This window comes from Mesorhizobium sp. M0195 (assembly GCF_040322115.1).
In the GTDB taxonomy this organism is placed as follows: domain Bacteria; phylum Pseudomonadota; class Alphaproteobacteria; order Rhizobiales; family Rhizobiaceae; genus Mesorhizobium.
In genome coordinates this window covers 14,469-32,072 of record NZ_JAMYSV010000019.1, presented here as the reverse complement: position 1 = coordinate 32,072, position 17,604 = coordinate 14,469, and the positions used below count along the sequence as shown (strand labels likewise).

The following is a 17,604-nucleotide window of genomic DNA, read 5'->3' as shown; positions in this document are numbered from 1 at the left end:
GCCTGCCATCAAGACGGAGTAGGGGTCGACTACTCATCAGATGATCAGAAATCGGTCGGCGCGCCGCCTTCGGCCCGGCGCTTGTCGACGAAAGCGTTGAGCTCCTCGCGGATTGCCGGGTCCATATAAGGCTCTTCATAGGACGCCAGCCGTTCCTTCCACACGCGATTGGCCTTTTCGAGTGCGGTCGGCGATCCGGCCTCAACCCAACTCTCGAAATTGCGCCAGTCGGAAATGATTGGCGCGTAAAACGCGGTCTTGTAGCGGTCCTGCGTGTGCTGGGTGCCGAAGAAATGGCCGCCGGGGCCGACCGATTGGATGGCGTCGAAACCGAGCGCTTCCTCGGAAAGATCGAGCGGCGTCAGGAACTCGGCGACCATCTGCAACAGGTCTATATCGAGGATGGTCTTTTCGTAGGAACAGCGCAGGCCGCCTTCGAGCCAGCCGGCCGCATGCATCATCAGATTGCCGCCACCCTGAATGGCGCCCCACAGCGAGAACACGCTTTCATAGGCGGCTTGCGCGTCGACCGTGTTAGCGGCGCAGGTGTTGGAGGTGCGGTAGGGGATGTTGTAGCGGCGGGCGAGCTGCCCGCCGACCAGCTGCGCCTTCATATATTCCGGCGTGCCGAAGGCCGGCGCGCCGGACTTCATATCGACATTCGAGGTGAAGCCGCCGTAGCCGACAGGCGCGCCCTTGCGCACCATCTGCGCAAAGGCGATGCCGGACAGCGCCTCGGCATTCTGTTGCACCAGCGCGCCGGCAATCGTCACCGGCGCCATGGCGCCGGACAGGGTGAAGGGCGTCACGATGACCACCTGGCCCTTGCTCGACATCTGGATGATACCTTCCATCATCGGCACGTCGAGCTTGAGCGGCGAATTGGTGTTGATGATGGTGAATACCGACGGCTCTGCGAGCAACTGCTCATGGCTGATGCCGCGCGCGATCCTGGTGATCTCGATGCCGTCGACGTTGCGCTCCTTACCGAGCGAATAGATGTGGAACATCTTGTCGGTCAGCGTGGCGAGGTCACGGATGCATTCGAGGTGGCGCACGGACGGATGGATGTCGATCGGCTCGACCGGGTACCCGCCCGTGCAGTTCAATATGTTGTGCATCTGCGCAAGCTTGAGGAAGTTGCGGTAGTCCTGCTGGTTGCCTGGCCGACGGCCGCGGTCGACGTCTGAGCAATTGGGTGCCGACGCCATCATCGAGATGATCAGATTATCGCCACCAAAGCGCACATTGTGCGCCGGGTTGCGGGCGTGGATGGTGAATTCCGGCGGGCAATGGGCAACCAGTTCCAGGATCATGTCGCTGTCGAAGCGCACCCGCTCACTGCCCTCGCGGACATCGGCGCCATGCGCCTTCATGATGCGCCGGGCTTCGTCATGCAGCACGTCGACGCCGATTTCCCGCAGCACGCGCAGAGAGGCGAGGTGAATTGATTCCAGCTCGTCGTCGGAAACCAGCCGGGTCGGCGTCAGCGGGTTCTTCAACTGCCGAAACGGCGGCTGCTCAAACACCGTCGAGCCGCCGGCACGCTTCCCCGCGCGGCCGCCGCGACGGGCGCGGTCGTTTGCCAGTGCCGGTTCGGCGGGCTGAAGGGCGGCGGTCATGATAGTCCTCGTACGCTGCGGCAATGCGGCGGCATAATGGACCGCCGGCCGTCCGGCCATTGCGGAGGCGGCGACCACTAGGGCGAGGGAAGCGACATGCCCTGGGGGCAGCCGGCGGGATCGCCAGCCTCTTGATCGCGTTCCGGCTGGCGCAAGCGGTTTTCGTTGCCGGTGCTTACCGCGACGGAACCGAAACGCTAATCCTGCATCATGGACCGGGCGGAACAAAGCAGCGGCGAAATAGCGCAATGGGCGGCGATCACCGGCGTGATCGCCACCGTCTCGGTGTTCGCCATCGCGCAAGGGCTGAGCTATCCGCTGTTGAGCTTCATCCTGCAGCGCCAGGCCGTCTCGCCGGCCATAATCGGCCTGTCGGCGGCAATGACGCCGATCGGCTTCATCGTCTCGTCGCCGCTGGTTCCGGCGCTGGCGCGGCGTTTCGGGGCAGGGCGCTCCGCGCTTACGTGCGCGGCACTTTCCGCGCTGGTGCTGGCGCTGATCGGCTGGACCCAAAATGTCTATCTGTGGTTTCCGCTGCGTTTTTTGATCGGCGCCGTCACCAACCCGCTCTACGTGCTGAGCGAAGTCTGGGTGATCGCACTGGCCCCGCCGGCACGCCGCGGCCGCGTCATGGGCATCTATTCGACCATCATTTCGGCGGGCTTTGCGGCGGGGCCGCTGTGCCTGCTTGCGGTCGGCACCGTGGGATGGCCGCCGTTTCTGGTCGGCATCGGCGCATTCCTGTTTTGCGGCGCCTGCCTCGCCTCGGTGCTGGCACGGCTGCCCAAGGTCGACGAGAGCGGGCACCGGGTTTCGGTGCTGGGGTTCGTGCCGCAGGCGTGGCTGCTGTTATCGGCGGTGATTGTGGCCGCCGGTTTCGAACAGGCGGTGCTCGCCTTGCTGCCGGTCTACGGAACACATTATGGCATTGCGGAAGCGCGCATGTCGGCGCTGCTGTCAGTGATGATCGCCGGCAATATCGCTATGCAGGTGCCGCTCGGCTTGTTGGCGGAACGACTGACAGCGCGGCTGGTGCGGTTCATCTGTGTTTCGATGACGGTGCTGGGATGCGCGCTGCTGCCGGTTCTCATCGAGACGCCGCTGATCTGGCCGTGCGTCTTCGTCTGGGGTGCGGTTTCGTACGGTATCTACACGATGTCGATCATCGAGCTCGGCGAGCGGTTCACCGGCTCGGCACTGGTCGCCGGCAATGCCGCCTTCTCTTTGATGTGGGGCATCGGCGGCATCGCCGTACCGCCGCTGGCGGGCAGCGCCATGGATGTTGTTGGCGCCGGCGGCCTGCCAATGACGCTCGGTGCCATTTGCCTGGCGCTGGCAGTTGTAACGGTCATTCGAAGACGGATGGCGTGAATGCCAGAAAGCCGCCGTTTCTGACGAACGACTTGAATATAAGCGGCCCCATGTCGATCTTGGCTATGCCGCCGCCCGACTCAACCGGAGACCTCATGACCAAATCGAATACCAAGGGCCAGCCGGGTTCGGCGGCCGAAGACCCGTTTCTCTGGCTGGAGGACAGGAGGGGCAAGCAGGCGCTCGACTGGGTGCATCGCCAAAATGCGATCACCGTCGGGGAGCTGCAGGGTGATCCGTCCTATCAGACGTCGTTCGAGACGGCGCTCGACCTGATGACGGCCGAGGATAACATCGCCGTCGGAGCCGCTATCAACGGCTATGTCTATAATTTCTGGCAGGACCGGACGAACCTACTCGGCCTCTGGCGGCGCACCACGGTCGCCTCCTACAAGACCGATAAGCCGGAATGGCAGACAATCATCGACTTCGATAATCTGGCGGCGCAAGAGGGGGTGAAATGGGTGTTCAGCGGCGCCAGTCGGCTCTACCCCGACTTCAGCCGCTGCCTGCTCAACCTGTCGCCGGATGGCGGCGATGCCAGCGAGATGCGCGAATTCGATATCGAAAGCAGATCGTTCGTCGATGGCGGCTTTCGCGCTCCTGCCTCGAAGTCGAGCTTTAGCTGGCTGGACGAGGACACGGTTATCGTTTCCGCCGCTTTCGAGGAGGACGACACGACCCAGTCCGGTTATCCGCGCGTGGTCAAGCTTTGGCGGCGCGGCACGCCACTGGAAGCGGCGACGCCGATCTTCGAGGCGCTGAAGCAGGATCTTGCCGCCGGCGGGTCCGTCGAATTCGACGGCGACAAGCGTCATGTCTTCCTCGCCCGGACCATCGACTTCTTCGCCTCGCACAGTTTCCTGCGGCTGCCATCGGGCGAAAACAGGCGCATCCCGCTGCCGGACGACGTCACCGATACAGCGCTGTTCAAGGGCCAGCTTGTCTTCGGCGTGCGTACCCCATGGATGGCGCCGGACGGCACGCTGTGCAAGCCCGACGGGCTGTATTCACTCGATTTCGAGCGCTGGATCGAAACCGGGCTATTCGGATCCCTCGATACCGTGCTCGAGCCGGCGCACCGTGTCTCGATCGCCGGTATTGCCCGCACGCAGGACCGGCTGTTCATCGATTTGATGGACAATGTGCGCGGCAAGGTCGTCGCCGGCAAGCGCAGCGACAGCGGCTGGGAGTTCAAGCCCGTGGCTTTGCCCGAAAACGGCAATGTCGGCATCAGCCATGCCGAGCATTTCGGTTCCAGCGTCTCCTTCTCCTTCACCGATTTCCTGACGCCGAGCTCGATCATCTGGTCGGACGACAACGCCGCGGGCCTGGCAACGGTGAAGTCGCAGCCGGCGCGTTTCGATGCGTCGTCGCTGGTCTCCGACCAGTTCGAAGCGCGCTCGAAGGATGGCACGATGATCCCGTACTTCGTCGTCAGGAGGCGCGACCTGCATGGACCCGTGCCGACATTGCTTTACGGCTATGGCGGCTTCGAAGTGCCGCTGCTGCCCGGCTATGCCGGCGTGCGCGGCAGGCTGTGGCTGGAGAAGGGCTATGCCTATGTGCAGGCCAACATCCGCGGCGGCGGCGAGTTCGGCCCGAACTGGCATCAGGCCGCGCTCAAGGCCAATCGCCAGAATGCCTTCGACGACTTCGCCGCGGTGGCGCAAGATCTGGTCAAACGCGGCATCGCTACGCCCGCCACGCTGGGCATCCAGGGCGGATCGAATGGTGGCTTGCTGACCGGCGTCTCGCTGACCCAGCAACCGGAATTGTTCGGCGCAGTGATCATCGACGTGCCGCTGCTCGATATGCTGCGCTACACCGAACTGCCGCCCGGCGCGTCGTGGATGGCCGAGTATGGCGATCCGGCGAAGCCGGAAGAGGCAGCCTGGCTCGCCGCCTATTCGCCCTACCAGCATGTAGACACGGACGCAGCCTATCCGCCGGTGTTGCTGACGACCTCGACCGCCGACGATCGCGTCCATCCCGGGCATGCGCGCAAAATGGCGGCACGGCTGCAGGCGGCCGGCCACGGCAAGACGCTGTTCTTCGAGGAGACCGAGGGCGGCCATGGCGGACGCGGCGATCGGCGGCCGCAGGCCGCACAGGCGGCAATGAAGTACGTCTTCCTGCAGCGGGCCCTGACTGGCACCAATTGACTGGCACCAATTGACCGGCGTCGCTTGACCGGCACGGCTTGAACTGAGGGCTCGAGGCAGCCTAAGGTACATGCATGGCTCGGCTGGCGAAATCGGGTTGCGTATTTGGGGTCGCGGTGACGCCGTCGCCGCGCACGCTTCGCGCCGAGCTGTTGCGGCTGTGCGCCCGTATCGGCTATTCGCCGCCCGCTGTCCTCTGACGAATCCGCCCCGGCGCAAAAGCTGCCGGATTGGTTCAAGAGGAAAGATCAGACATGACCTACCAGAATTATTCGCTGAAGCAGCTTCAGCAGATCGATGCCGCGCATCACCTTCATCCGTTCACCGACCACAAAGAGATGCGCGAGACCGGCTCGCGGATCATCACTCGCGCCAACGGGCCGTTCATCTACGATTCCGAAGGGACGGAAATCCTCGACGGCATGGCAGGGCTGTGGTGCGTCAATGTCGGCTATGGCCGCGACGAGCTGGCCGACGCCGCCTACGCCCAGATGAAGGAATTGCCCTACTACAACTCCTTCTTCAAATGCTCGACGCCGACGCCGGTTCTGCTGTCGAAAAAGCTGGCGGAGATCGCGCCAAGTCATATCAACCAGGTGTTCTACGGCTCGTCCGGTTCGGAGGCCAACGACACGGCGCTGCGCCTGGTCCGTCACTATTGGGTGCTGGAAGGCAAACCGGAGAAGAACCGCATCATCTCGCGCAAGATGGGCTACCACGGCTCGACCATCGCCGGCGCTTCGCTCGGCGGCATGGATTTGATGCACAAGCAGCTCGGCGGCGCTGTGCCCAACATTGTCCATGTAATGATGCCCTATGCCTATGAGCTCGCACTGCCCGGCGAAAGCGACCATGATTTCGGCCTGCGCGCGGCAAAAGCAGTCGAGGACGCGATCCTCGAAGCTGGCGCCGACAAGGTGGCCGCCTTCATCGGCGAACCGGTGATGGGGGCAGGCGGGGTGAAGATCCCGCCGATGAGCTATTGGCCGGAAGTGCAGCGCATCTGCCGCAAATACGACGTCCTGCTGATGCTGGACGAGGTCATCACCGGCTACGGCCGCACCGGCGAGTGGTTCGCGGCACAAGCCTTCGGTGTCGAGCCCGACACCATCACCACGGCCAAGGCGCTGACCTCTGGCTATCAGCCGCTGTCGGCGCTGCTGGTCGGCGACCGCATCGCGGCGACGCTGGTCGAAAAGGGCGGCGAATTCTATCACGGCTACACCTATGCCGGGCACCCGGTGGCCTGCGCGGTGGCGCTGAAGAACCTCGAGATCATCGAGCGCGAGGGGCTGGTCGAGCGCGTCAGGAACGACACCGGGCCTTACTTCGCCAGGGCTTTGCAGGAACGTCTCGGCGGGCACGATCTGGTCGGCGAGGTGCGCTCGTTCGGGCTGATGGGAGCGATCGAGATCGTCAAGGACAAGGCAACCAAGGAACGCTTCCTGCCGGCCGGCAACGCGGCGGTGACCGTTCGCGACCACGCAATTGCCCAGGGCATGATGCTACGCGCCACCGGCGACACGATGATCCTGTCGCCGCCGCTGATCTGGACGCGCGAGACGATCGACATGGCCTGCGATCGTATCGCAAAGGCGCTCGATCTGGCCGAAGCAGATCTGCGCAAGCGGTGAACGACCGCCGGGCGTTCCATGTCGGGCGTCCGGCGATCGTCTCATTGTCCTTGAAGGATGCGAAACGCAAAAACCGCGCTCCATCGGAACGCGGCTTTGCCAGATACGCATGGCGCTTCGCCAACAATACACTTGCGAAACTAAAGGCGAAACTTACGGGCTCCGGTACGCGAGACCTGATCCGGAGCGCCGGGCGGATGTCCGCCTCGCAATCCGTTTTAAACGCATATCGTTACTGCAGGGTTAGCAAGAGCTTAAGCAAACCTAAATTTGCCGACTTTCCGCTTTGGGCAGATCGAAAACCTGTGAACTTGGAGCTTACGCCGGGTTACCACGGAGGAAATTAATGATGCCGGAAAAATCGGCACCGGCATTCCCTTGTGCGTTGAACAGCGCATAGAGCTGAGCTGCCTCGGCGCCGAGCGGCGTTGCTGCACCGATGCTCTGTGCGGCCTCCTGCGACAGTTTCAGGTCCTTCAGCATCAGTGCCGCCGCGAAGCCAGGCTTATAGCCATTGTTGGCGGGCGATGTCGGCACTGGGCCGGGCACCGGGCAATAGGTGGTCAGCGACCAGCACTGGCCGGACGAGGTCGAGGCGACGTCGAACAGCGCCTGGTGCGACAGGCCGAGCTTTTCCGCCAGCACGAAGGCCTCGGCAACACCGATCATCGAAATGCCCAAAATCATGTTGTTGCAGATCTTCGCCGCCTGTCCGGCGCCGTCGTCGCCGCAATGAACGATGCGGCCGGCCATCGGCTTGAGGATTGGTTCGGCCTTGGCGAAGGCATCCTTCGAACCGCCGGCCATGAAGGTCAGCGTGCCGGCCGCCGCACCGCCCGTGCCGCCGGAGACCGGAGCGTCGATCGACAGCAATCCGTGCTTGGCGGCGATGGCATGGGCCTTTCGAGCCGACTCGACATCGATGGTCGAGGAATCGATGAACAGCGCGCCTTTTTTTGCCTTGGACACTATGTCTGCGTAAACCGACAGAACATGCTTACCGGCTGGCAGCATGGTGATGACTGCATCGGCGTCTTTCACCGCTGCAACGGCGTTGGCCATGATGACGACGCCGTGTTCCCTGGCGATGACGAGGTTCTCTGGCGCCAGGTCGAAGCCGTGCACGGCATACCCGGCCTTGACCAGGTTGGCGGCCATCGGGTTGCCCATATTGCCGAGGCCGATGAAGGCGATGGTGGTCATATTGGCGCTCCCGTGGTGTGGGTAGGCAGTAGGCAGTAGGCGGTAGGCAGTAAGCGACCTATTCGGGCGCAAGTTTGTTAATAAGCTGGCGAAGCATTTTCCCAATGCCCTCGGTCGCTAAAAGCACGTGATAAGCTTGATCATGCGTAGCAAGGCCAATGCGTTCAGCGATCTGGAGGTGTGTCTCGAACTCCTTCAGCGATCCCTGGGCAATCCTAAGAAATTGCTGATAGGAGCCTCTGTTGTCTCGGCCGTAACCTTCCGCGATGTTTGCAGGAATAGAGGTTGCTGAGCGGCGGATCTGGCTGGTCAACCCATACAATTCCTCTTTTGGCCATGCCTTGGTCAGGGAGTAGGTGGTGACGGCCAGATCCATCGCTTGCTGTCATACGATAAGATCCTTGTACGAATTGATCTTGCCGGTCATCTTTCTGCCTACTGCCTACTGCCTACTGCCTACTGCCTTACCGCCCGATCAGGGCGCGAGCGATGATGACGCGCATGATCTCGTTGGTGCCTTCGAGGATCTGGTGGACACGCAGGTCGCGCACCAGCTTCTCGATGCCGTAATCGTGCAGATAACCATAGCCGCCGTGCAGCTGCAGGGCGTCGTTGGCGACATTGAAGCCGGTGTCGGTGACGAAGCGCTTCGTCATCGCCGACCATTTCGAGGCATCCGGCGCGTTGCGGTCGAGCTTCGAGGCGGCGGTGTAGAGGAAAATGCGCGCTGCCTGCAATTCGGTTTCCATGTCCGCAAGCTTGAACTGCAGCGCCTGGAACTGGTTGATCTTCGAGCCGAAAGCCTTGCGCTCGGCCGTGTAAGCGAGCGCCTTGTCGAGTGCCGATTGCCCGCCGCCGAGCGAGCAGGCGGCGATGTTCAACCGGCCGCCGTCGAGCCCGGCCATGGCGATGCCGAAGCCGGCGCCTTCTGCCGACAGAAGGTTTTCCGCCGGCACCTTGCAGTCCTCGAAGACGACCTGGCGCGTCGACTGCATGTGCCAGCCCATCTTGTGCTCGTTGGCGCCGAAAGAAAGGCCCGGCGCATCGTTCGGCACGACGAAGGTGGAAATGCCTTTCGGCCCGTCGGCGCCGGTGCGCGCCATGACGACATAGAGGTCGCTGTCGCCGGCACCGGAGATAAACTGCTTGGCGCCGTTCAGCACATAGTCGCCGCCGCTCTTTGTCGCGCGCGTCTTCAGCGCCGCCGCATCCGAGCCCGAGCCGGGCTCGGTCAGGCAATAGCTTGCCAGCCATTCCATTGAGGTCAGCTTCGGCAGGAAGCGCCGGCGCTGTTCGTCGCTGCCGAAGCGGTCGATCATCGATACCGCCATATTGTGGATAGAGATGAAGGCGGAAAACGCCGGATCGGCCCGCGAAAGCGCCTCGAAGATCAGCACGGCGTCGAGCCGGCCGAGCCCCGAGCCGCCGACATCCTCGCGGACATATATGCCTCCAAGGCCGAGCGGGCCCGTCTCGCGGATCACGTCGGCGGGGAAATACTTGTTGCGATCCCAGTCGAGTGCGTTCGGCGCCACACGGTCGGCGGCGAAGGCCTCGGCCATCTCCTGGATGGCGCGCTGGTCCTCGTTGAGTTCGAACTGGCTGGTGCCAGCATCGACAGCGGCGTCCATGGCGTGCTCCCTGACGTTTCCGGCCTGCTGGCCTGTCGTTTTTGGCTTTGCGCGCCGTTCAATCTAGACCAATGATGCCGCCGCGCAACCCGACCCGTCTGCGCAGCCGCTGTGCGCGAATGCGCTTTGGAGCAAAGTGTGACGACAAAATTCGACGAACTGCTTGGATGCTTCCATGCCTATCTCCAGACGTTCGACGATGCTCTGGTGCGCGACGCCGTGGCCCGGATCGGCTGGGACATGCCAAGCCGGCCGCTCGAACCGCATGCACTGCCTTGTCTCGTCCAGCTCGACCGTATCGTCGAACTCGCTCCCGTTGCGGCCAAGCCGCTGGCGCGGCTGGTTGCGGCGCGTCGCGGCGATCTGCGCTGGGGCCAGACCTATGGGGAAGCGGATTTCGGCAAGGTTTTCATCGACAATTACGGCTGGCTGGAGGTGTTCGGTACGCGCGGCTATTTCGTCAATGAAGAGGTCGCGGCCGGCCTGCTGATCCTTGGACCCGACATCGTCTACCCCGATCACCACCATGTCGCGGAGGAGATCTACATCCCGCTGACCGGCGGCACCGAATGGCGCATGGGCGATGGCGGTTTTCGCCTTCGAGCGCCGGGCGAGGTGATCCACCATGCCCCTGGCGTCAGCCACGCCATGCGCACCGGCAAGGAGCCGCTGCTGGCGCTCTATCTCTGGCGCGGCGGGCCACTGGCAGCCAAGTCGACGATCACCGTAACCGTTGCGCAGGGCAGGGACTGATATGGCCAAGGCGATCATGCTGCAGGGCACGGGTTCGGATGTCGGCAAGACGGTGCTCGTTGCCGGTCTGTGCCGCGCGGCCAGGAACCGTGGGCTGAAAGTGCGGCCGTTCAAGCCGCAGAACATGTCGAACAACGCCGCTGTCGCCGATATTCCAGGCGTTTCAGGCGGCGGTGAGATCGGCCGCGCCCAATGGCTGCAGGCGATCGCCTGCGGCGTGCCGCCGACCATCCACATGAACCCGGTGCTCCTCAAGCCGCAGACCGATGTCGGCGCTCAAGTCGTAGTGCAGGGCAAGGTGTTCGGCGAGGCGCGGGCGCGCGACTATCAGGCGCTGAAGGGCCGACTGATGGATGCGGTGCTGGACTCCTGGGCGACGGTCGGCGAGGGCGCGGACCTGGTCATTGTCGAGGGCGCGGGATCGCCGGCCGAGATCAACCTCAGGAGCCGCGACATTGCCAATATGGGCTTTGCGACGCGCGCCGGCGTGCCGGTGATCCTGGTCGGTGATATCGATCGCGGCGGCGTCATCGCCTCGGTCGCCGGCACCCACCTGATCCTGCCGGACGAGGACCGGCGCATGATCGTCGGCTATCTCATCAACAAGTTCCGCGGCGATGTCTCGCTGTTCGACGATGGCATCGAGGCGATCGAAAAATTCACCGGCTGGCGCTGCTTTGGCGTGGTGCCGTGGCTGAAAGCGGCGGCGCGGCTGCCGTCGGAAGACTCCGTCGTGCTCGAACGGCTGGCGTCCGGTGAGAAGCGCGCGCTGAAGATCGTCGTGCCGGTACTCTCGCGCATCGCCAATTTCGACGACCTCGACCCGCTCAAGGCCGAACCGCAGGTCGAGGTGGTGTTCGTGCCGCCTGGCCAGCGCCTGCCGCAGGATGCAGGGCTGGTGGTCATTCCCGGCTCGAAGTCGACGATCGGCGATCTCCTGAAATTCCGCGAGAACGGCTGGGACCGCGACCTTGCCGCGCACAGGAAACGCGGTGGCCATATCGTGGGCATCTGCGGCGGCTTCCAGATGCTCGGCCATGTCGTGCGCGATCCCGATGGTATCGAGGGCAGCGTTACCGAGACGCAAGGCCTCGGGCTGCTCGACGTCGAAACGGTGATGGAGCCGGAAAAGACGGTGCGCAATGTCAGCGCGCGCTCGGTGCCGTTCGATCTGCCGCTCGAGGGCTACGAAATCCATCTCGGTCGCACCACCGGTCCGGACACGCTGCGGCCGTCCGCCGTTATCAACGGCATCGATGACGGCGCTATCTCGGCCGACGGCAAGGTGCTGGGCACCTATATGCACGGGCTGTTTTCCGCCGATGCCTTCCGGGCGAAATTCCTCGAAAGCCTCGGCGTCAAGGGCGGCGGCATCGACTACCGCGCCGAGGTCGAACGGGCACTGGACGAGATCGCCGCCGAGCTGGAAACCCACCTCGACTGCGACGCCATCTTTGGGCTGGCGCGTTAGCTGGCAGCTTCGTCAGCCTTTGGCCAGTAGGTGCCGAACGACCAGACATTGCCTTCCGGATCGCGGCAGATGAATTCGCGGCTGCCATAGTCGCGGTCGGTGAGTTCTTCCAGAATCTCGGCGCCGGCGGTCTTTGCCCGCGCGTATGCCGCATCTGCGTCAGCGACCGCAACGTAGATCGACTTGCCGCCGCCCGAACCGGGCGCGCCGACCATCTTGCCATAGGCATCGTCGCGCGCCGTGCCGAGCATGATGATCGAGGAGCCGAAAGCGAGTTCGGCATGGTGCACCACGTCGCCTTCGCCATAGCGGGCGCGAACGCTAAAGCCGAAGGCCTCGCACAGCCAATCGATCATCCTGCCGGCATTCCTGTAGCGCAGCGCCGGATAAAGCCGCGGTGGTTCGGTGGTGTTCGGCATGACTGATCTCCTTCAGCGGGTTGGTCGATCAACCCAGTCTGGGCGAAGGCTGGTTGCGCGTCTTGAAGAAATGTTACCTCGCGGCGACAGTGGTCGGCGTGACGCCTGCGAGGTCGCGGAACTCGCGCACCAGATGCGCCTGGTCGGCATAGCCGCAGTCGGCGGCGATGTCGGCCCAATCACTGTTGGCCTGTCTCGACAGGCCAAGCGCATGGTTGAAACGGACGATGCGCGACAGCGTTTTTGGGCCGGTGCCGACTGCGTCCGAAAATTTTCCGGTAAGATGCTTGCGGCTCCAGCCAAGCTTTTCGGCCAGCGTCGAGATGCGGGTCCGCCCACGCGTCGAGACGATCGTCTCATAGGCCCAGACCATTTCGGCCTGAGTGCGGTCTGCGGTTGCCAACCGATCGCCGACGAAGGCCTCGGCGATGGCAAAGCGCGAGCTCCAATCCGGCGCATTGCCAAGCCTTTCGCGAAGCGCGATGCCTTCGACGCCGAGCACGTCATCCAGGCCGACCATGCGGTCGGTCAGTTCGCTCATCGGGCGGCCGAAGAAGCGACGAGCGCCGAGCGGAGTGAAATTGATCTGCACACAGCAGGCGCCGCCGAAGGATTCGATCACCACCGGCCCGGCATAAAGGCCGGCGGCAAAACTGGCGAAGCGGTCATTGTCGCCTGGGTCCTGGCCGAGCCCGATGGCAAATGGTTCGGCAAAGCTGATGACCAGCGGCACGGTCAGCGAGGCATATTCGATCGCGCGGAAATGGCCTGGCATGGTTTCGCGAAAGCCGCACATGTCAGTGACGGCGCCCTGAAGTCGATGGCTCGGCGCGCGCCGCACCATCTCGAACCGATCGAGCTCCGGGCTGTCGTGGCGGCTGCCGTCTTCGCTGGTGGGCATGCGCTTTCCCTGGTCCAGGAATTCTAACAGACCATCCTGCAGAATCAAAAGCGCCCGGGTTTTGGCCGGGCGCTCCGAGTTGCCTGAGATTCCGAATTGTCTGGACGTGTTTAAGCGCCGCGCATCAGACAGCCGGCGGCCAGCACGATGTAGGCGATGACGACAATCCACACGGAAGCCAAAGGGATAAACGCAAGAACGCCAAGCGCGGCGAGAACGCCGATGATGGCGATGACAAGGGATATGATAAAAATAAGCTGGGTAGGTGCACTGAGATTCATGTCCGTCCCTCCTCAACATGATTCGTACAGCGGCATGGTATCAGTCGCACGGTCACACACCAATGAGCGCAGCGGCTTGCCGGATTGGCCGGCAGCTTTCCGGCGAGAAAACATGCGGCTCCAGCACGCGCATCCCCGTTTGCGCCAGGCCGATTCCGCGCTACCTTCCGAACGAATCGGAAGGGGCTGATGGCGATGGGATTGCTGGACCAGATACGCTCGATTTTCGACGGCGACCCCGGGGTGCGCAAGGTGGCGGACGATCCGGTGCTGTCGGCGGAGCTACTGATGCTGTTCCGCATGATACTGGCCGATGGGTCGGTCAGCGAAAGCGAAATGACCGCCTTCAGGCGTATCTGCCGGGACGCCTTCGGCATTCCCGAAACCAGCGTCGACAGCGTCATCGAATATCTCAACGAATTCGGCTACGAGACCAACGGCTCCCAGGCCATCGCGCAATTCCGCGACCTCGATGTCGAGCGGCGCAAGCTGCTCGCCCGCCACATGGCGGAAATCGCCAAGGCCGATTCGCAACTTGCCGGGAGTGAGATGCAGCTGCTGCGCCGCACGCTCGACCTGCTCGACATCAGCCCTGCCGATGTGGTCAAGCCGCAAGGCTAACGGTTGCCGCTCACCCCTGTTCCTGCAGCCGTTTCGCGATCGCCCGATGCAAATCGGGAGCGGCGGCGACCAACGCCTTGGCCGCTGCGGATTGCGGGTGGTCGAGCACTTCGCTTGTCCTGCCGCGCTCGACGATCTTGCCGTCATGCATGACCATCACTTCGTCGGTGATGGCGCGGGCGACGGTCAGATCATGGGTGATGAACAGATAGGCGATACCGAGCTTCTGGTTGAGCTCCGCGAACAAATCGAGGATCTGGGCGCGGATCGAGACGTCGAGCGCCGAGACCGGCTCGTCGGCGACGACCAGCTTCGGCCGCGTGATGATGGCGCGGGCGATCGAAAGGCGCTGACGCTGGCCACCCGAAAACTCATGCGGATACTTGTCCATGTCGCCTGGTGAAAGGCCGACCTCGTGCAGCGCATGCGCCACCATCTCGCGCCGCGCGGCGGGCGCCGGCTTCTTCTCCAGCACATGCAGCGGCTCGGCCACCAATCTTTCGACCTTCTGGCGTGGGTCGAACGAGCCATACGGGTCCTGGAACACGACCTGCATGTCGCGCCGTGCCGGCTTTAGCTCCACCTCGCTCTTGCCGATGAGGGTGTCGCCGCGGAAGCGGATCGTACCGGTCGTCGGCTTGTCCAGTGCCAGGATCATGCGAGCAAGCGTCGACTTGCCGCAGCCGGAACGCCCGACCAGCGCCACCGACCGGCCGGGCGCCATCGCGAAGGAGACATCGTCGACGGCGCGGATGGGAGCCGCGCGTTTCAACAGCGATACGCGCCGTCCCGGATAGTCCCGCGTTACGTTCTCTACCTGAAGCAGCGGTTTGGCCGATCCGCTGTCGTGTGTCTTGGCCCGCGCCGGCACATGCATCGAGGCCTGCGCCAGCTGTCGCGTGTAGGGATGAAGTTGTTCCGACAGCGTGCGCGCGGTATCGCCGGCCTCCATCACCTCGCCATGGCGCAGGATGGTGATGCGGTCCGCCATCTCGGTCACCACTGCGAGGTCATGCGAGATCAGCAGCAGGCCCATGCGGTTTTCCGCTACGAGATCTCGCAGCAGGTCGAGGATCTGCGCCTGCAGCACCACGTCGAGCGCGGTCGTCGGCTCGTCGGCGATCAGCAGCTTGGGTTTCAGTGCACAGGCAATGGCAATGACGACGCGCTGACGCTGGCCGCCGGAGAGTTCGTGCGGATAACGCGAGAGCGGGAATTGTGCTGCCGGCAGGCCGACCCGGTCCAGCATTTTTCGCGCCCGTTCCTCAGCGTCGGCGCGGCTCGCCCTGGTGTGCCAGCGAATACCCTCGGCGACCTGCTCGCCGATGGTTTTGACCGGATTGAGCGCCGTCATCGGCTCCTGGAACACCATGCCGATGTCGTCGCCGCGCAGCGCGCACATCTGGTCCTCGCTGGCGGCAAGGATGTCGACGCCGTCGAAGTTGATGCGTCCGCTGGCGTGCGCCGCCCAGGGCAGAAGCTGCATCACCGTGAGCGCCGTCATCGACTTGCCGGAGCCGGATTCGCCAACCAGCCCCATCACTTCGCCCGGCGCGACGGAAAGTTCGATGTCTCTGAGGATACGGGTGCTGCCGATGGTCAGCGACAGCTTCTCGATTTCGAGCAGGCTCATCGCTGCCGCCGCGATTTCGGATCGAGAATGTCGGCAATGCCGTCGCCAAGCAGGTTCAGGCCAAGCACGGTGACGACGATCGCCATGCCTGGAAAGATCGCCATCCAAGGCGCCACCACCATGCGGGTCTGGGCATCGAACAGCATGCGGCCCCAGCTCGGCATTGGCGGCTGGGTGCCCAGCCCGACATAGGAAAGCCCGGCTTCGGCCAGTATGCCCAGCGCGAACTGGATGGTGCCTTGCACCAGCAGCAGCGTGGCGATGTTGGGCAGCACATGTTCGATGCTGATCAGCGTCCTGCTCTTGCCGGCGGCGCGGGCGGCGAGGATGAATTCGCGCGGCCAGATCGCCAGGGCGCCGGCCCGGGCGACGCGCGCGAACACCGGGATGTTGAAGATGCCAATGGCAATGATGGCGTTGAACGCGCCCGGCCCGAAGATGGCGGTGATCATAATTGCCGAAAGCAGCGCCGGAAAGGCGAAGACCAAATCGTTCAACCGCATCAGCACGTCGTCGGCGAAGCCGCCGCGCGCCGCGGCAAAGGCGCCGAGCGGTACGCCGACGCCCATGCCGATGCCGACCGCCACCAGCGCCACGGCAATCGAGTTGCGGGCGCCAACCATGATCATCGACAGGATGTCGCGACCGAAATGGTCGGTGCCGAACCAGTGCGCCAGCGACGGCGCCTGGGTCTTGTCGGAAATGACCAGATTGGTGACATCGTAAGGCGTCCAGAAGAACGACAGGATCGCGACCGCCGCCACCAGTGCGGTGATGAAGAAGCCGGCGAGGAACGAACGGTTTCGAAACGCCTTGGCCAGGATGCCGGCAAGGTTCTCGTCGGGGATGTCGATGTGCAGCGTCATTGCCGGCCTCTCAGGCGCGGATCGACCACCGCATAGGAGAGATCGACAACGAAATTGACGATGATGACCGCGGCGACCAGCAACATGACGACGCTCTCGACCACGATCAGGTCACGCTGATTGATCGCCTGGAACACCAGCCGGCCGAGGCCGGGCAAGTAGAAGACGTTCTCGATGATGATGGTGCCGGCAAGCAGGAAAGCGAATTGCAGGCCTAGAATGGTGACCACCGGGATCATGGCGTTGCGCAGCGCATGCCGCCACAAGACAAGGCGATAGGGCAGGCCCTTGGCGCGGGCGGTTCGGATGTAGTCCTCGTTCAGCACTTCGATCAGCGCCGAGCGGGTGACCCGGGCGAGGATCGCCGCCTGTGGCAGAGCGAGGGCGACCGCCGGCAGAAGTAGCGATTTCAGTGCCGGCCAGACGCCGGGGCTCCAGCCGGGAAAGCCGCCGCCCGGCACCAGCCGCAGCCAGACAGCGAACAGATAAATCAGCATCAGCGCAAACCAGAAATTGGGCACGGCGACGCCAAGCTGGGCGGCACCCATCGCGATCGTGTCGCCGGCCCGGCCGCGCCGGCTGGCGGAAAACAGTCCGACCGGAATGGCAATGACGGTGGACAGCGCCAGCGCCATCAGTGCCAGCGGCAGCGAGACGACGAGGCGCTCACGGACCAGATCGATGACCGGCACCGAATAGGTGTAGGAACGGCCGAAATCGAGGCTCAGCAAGCCGCCGGCCCAATGCAGATAGCGCAGCACGACGGGAGCGTTGAGACCCATCTGGTTGCGCAGCAATTCGATCTGGTCGGCGCTGGCGTTCAGGCCAAGCATCAGCCGCGCCGGGTCGCCGGGAATGATTTCCAGCACGGCAAAGACCACCATCGAGGCCAGAACCAGCGTGACGACGGCGATGGCGAGCCGCTTGAGGAGGTAGGCGGTCATGGACGTTGAGGAACCGCTGTGTTGGCGAACGCAAAAACCGGGCGAAGCTTGCGTTCCCGCCCACCCCCCTCTGTCCTGCCGGACATCTC

16 protein-coding genes are annotated in these 17,604 nt (G+C 63.7%); 6 read left to right on the top strand and 10 right to left on the bottom strand.

Features of this window, described 5'->3' with window-relative positions:
• Window positions 1-44: 44 nt before the first annotated feature.
• Window positions 45-1,622 (bottom strand): trimethylamine methyltransferase family protein, encoded by a 1,578-nt coding sequence (locus NKJ12_RS26105; protein WP_352706019.1) that lies wholly within the window; start codon window positions 1,620-1,622, stop codon window positions 45-47.
• 210 nt (window positions 1,623-1,832) lie between these two features.
• On the opposite strand from NKJ12_RS26105, the gene NKJ12_RS26100 reads away from it, so the two are divergent.
• The 3 genes from NKJ12_RS26100 to NKJ12_RS26090 all read left to right on the top strand — a co-directional run bounded on the left by NKJ12_RS26100 (window position 1,833) and on the right by NKJ12_RS26090 (window position 6,792).
• Window positions 1,833-2,993: an MFS transporter gene (locus NKJ12_RS26100; RefSeq protein WP_352706017.1), complete on the top strand. Its 1,161-nt coding sequence runs from the start codon at window positions 1,833-1,835 to the stop codon at window positions 2,991-2,993.
• 95 nt (window positions 2,994-3,088) lie between these two features.
• On the top strand, window positions 3,089-5,158 hold the full coding sequence (locus NKJ12_RS26095) for a prolyl oligopeptidase family serine peptidase (protein WP_352706015.1): 2,070 nt from the start codon (window positions 3,089-3,091) through the stop codon (window positions 5,156-5,158).
• A 254-nt stretch (window positions 5,159-5,412) separates the two neighbouring features.
• Window positions 5,413-6,792, top strand: coding sequence for an aspartate aminotransferase family protein (locus tag NKJ12_RS26090; RefSeq protein WP_352706012.1), 1,380 nt, complete (start codon window positions 5,413-5,415; stop codon window positions 6,790-6,792).
• 318 nt (window positions 6,793-7,110) lie between these two features.
• Here NKJ12_RS26090 and mmsB read toward each other — a convergent pair whose 3' ends face one another.
• The 3 genes from mmsB to NKJ12_RS26075 all read right to left on the bottom strand — a co-directional run bounded on the left by mmsB (window position 7,111) and on the right by NKJ12_RS26075 (window position 9,626).
• Window positions 7,111-7,995 carry a 3-hydroxyisobutyrate dehydrogenase gene (gene mmsB, locus NKJ12_RS26085; RefSeq protein ID WP_352706010.1) on the bottom strand — a complete coding sequence of 295 codons (885 nt, stop codon included), beginning with the start codon at window positions 7,993-7,995 and terminating at the stop codon, window positions 7,111-7,113.
• 58 nt (window positions 7,996-8,053) lie between these two features.
• Window positions 8,054-8,371, bottom strand: coding sequence for a four helix bundle protein (locus NKJ12_RS26080; protein WP_352706008.1), 318 nt, complete (start codon window positions 8,369-8,371; stop codon window positions 8,054-8,056).
• A gap of 88 nt (window positions 8,372-8,459) precedes the next feature.
• Window positions 8,460-9,626 (bottom strand): isobutyryl-CoA dehydrogenase, encoded by a 1,167-nt coding sequence (locus tag NKJ12_RS26075; RefSeq protein ID WP_352706006.1) that lies wholly within the window; start codon window positions 9,624-9,626, stop codon window positions 8,460-8,462.
• Window positions 9,627-9,764: 138 nt separating this feature from the next.
• Here NKJ12_RS26075 and NKJ12_RS26070 point away from each other — a divergent pair, with 138 nt between their 5' ends.
• Both NKJ12_RS26070 and NKJ12_RS26065 read left to right on the top strand, forming a co-directional pair.
• Entirely contained in the window at window positions 9,765-10,379 is a 615-nt protein-coding gene (locus NKJ12_RS26070; protein WP_352706004.1) for a dimethylsulfonioproprionate lyase family protein, read from the top strand.
• A 1-nt stretch (window position 10,380) separates the two neighbouring features.
• Entirely contained in the window at window positions 10,381-11,850 is a 1,470-nt protein-coding gene (locus NKJ12_RS26065; protein WP_352706002.1) for a cobyric acid synthase, read from the top strand.
• Here NKJ12_RS26065 and NKJ12_RS26060 read toward each other — a convergent pair.
• From NKJ12_RS26060 to NKJ12_RS26050, 3 genes are all read right to left on the bottom strand, one after another.
• A complete protein-coding gene (locus NKJ12_RS26060) occupies window positions 11,847-12,269 on the bottom strand; it encodes a VOC family protein (RefSeq protein WP_352705999.1) in 423 nt (140 codons plus the stop codon). The two genes, NKJ12_RS26065 and NKJ12_RS26060, sit on opposite strands and share 4 nt — an antisense overlap.
• A gap of 73 nt (window positions 12,270-12,342) precedes the next feature.
• On the bottom strand, window positions 12,343-13,170 hold the full coding sequence (locus NKJ12_RS26055; RefSeq protein ID WP_352705997.1) for a helix-turn-helix domain-containing protein: 828 nt from the start codon (window positions 13,168-13,170) through the stop codon (window positions 12,343-12,345).
• Window positions 13,171-13,280: 110 nt separating this feature from the next.
• Entirely contained in the window at window positions 13,281-13,451 is a 171-nt protein-coding gene (locus tag NKJ12_RS26050; protein ID WP_254818195.1) for a hypothetical protein, read from the bottom strand.
• Window positions 13,452-13,640: 189 nt separating this feature from the next.
• Here NKJ12_RS26050 and NKJ12_RS26045 point away from each other — a divergent pair, with 189 nt between their 5' ends.
• The gene (locus tag NKJ12_RS26045) at window positions 13,641-14,072 is read left to right on the top strand and encodes a TerB family tellurite resistance protein (protein WP_352646871.1); all 432 of its coding nucleotides are present in this window, start codon (window positions 13,641-13,643) and stop codon (window positions 14,070-14,072) included.
• 10 nt (window positions 14,073-14,082) lie between these two features.
• Here NKJ12_RS26045 and NKJ12_RS26040 read toward each other — a convergent pair whose 3' ends face one another.
• The 3 genes from NKJ12_RS26040 to NKJ12_RS26030 are packed head-to-tail and all read right to left on the bottom strand — an operon-like array spanning window position 14,083 to window position 17,515.
• Window positions 14,083-15,705, bottom strand: a complete 1,623-nt coding sequence (locus NKJ12_RS26040; RefSeq protein WP_352705995.1) for an ABC transporter ATP-binding protein — start codon at window positions 15,703-15,705, stop codon at window positions 14,083-14,085.
• Window positions 15,702-16,571 (bottom strand): ABC transporter permease, encoded by an 870-nt coding sequence (locus tag NKJ12_RS26035; protein ID WP_352688182.1) that lies wholly within the window; start codon window positions 16,569-16,571, stop codon window positions 15,702-15,704. Before NKJ12_RS26035 ends, NKJ12_RS26040 begins: the two co-directional genes overlap by 4 nt.
• Window positions 16,568-17,515, bottom strand: a complete 948-nt coding sequence (locus NKJ12_RS26030) for an ABC transporter permease (RefSeq protein WP_352688184.1) — start codon at window positions 17,513-17,515, stop codon at window positions 16,568-16,570. The genes NKJ12_RS26035 and NKJ12_RS26030 overlap by 4 nt, the downstream gene beginning before the upstream one ends.
• Between the last annotated feature and the right edge of the window lie 89 nt (window positions 17,516-17,604).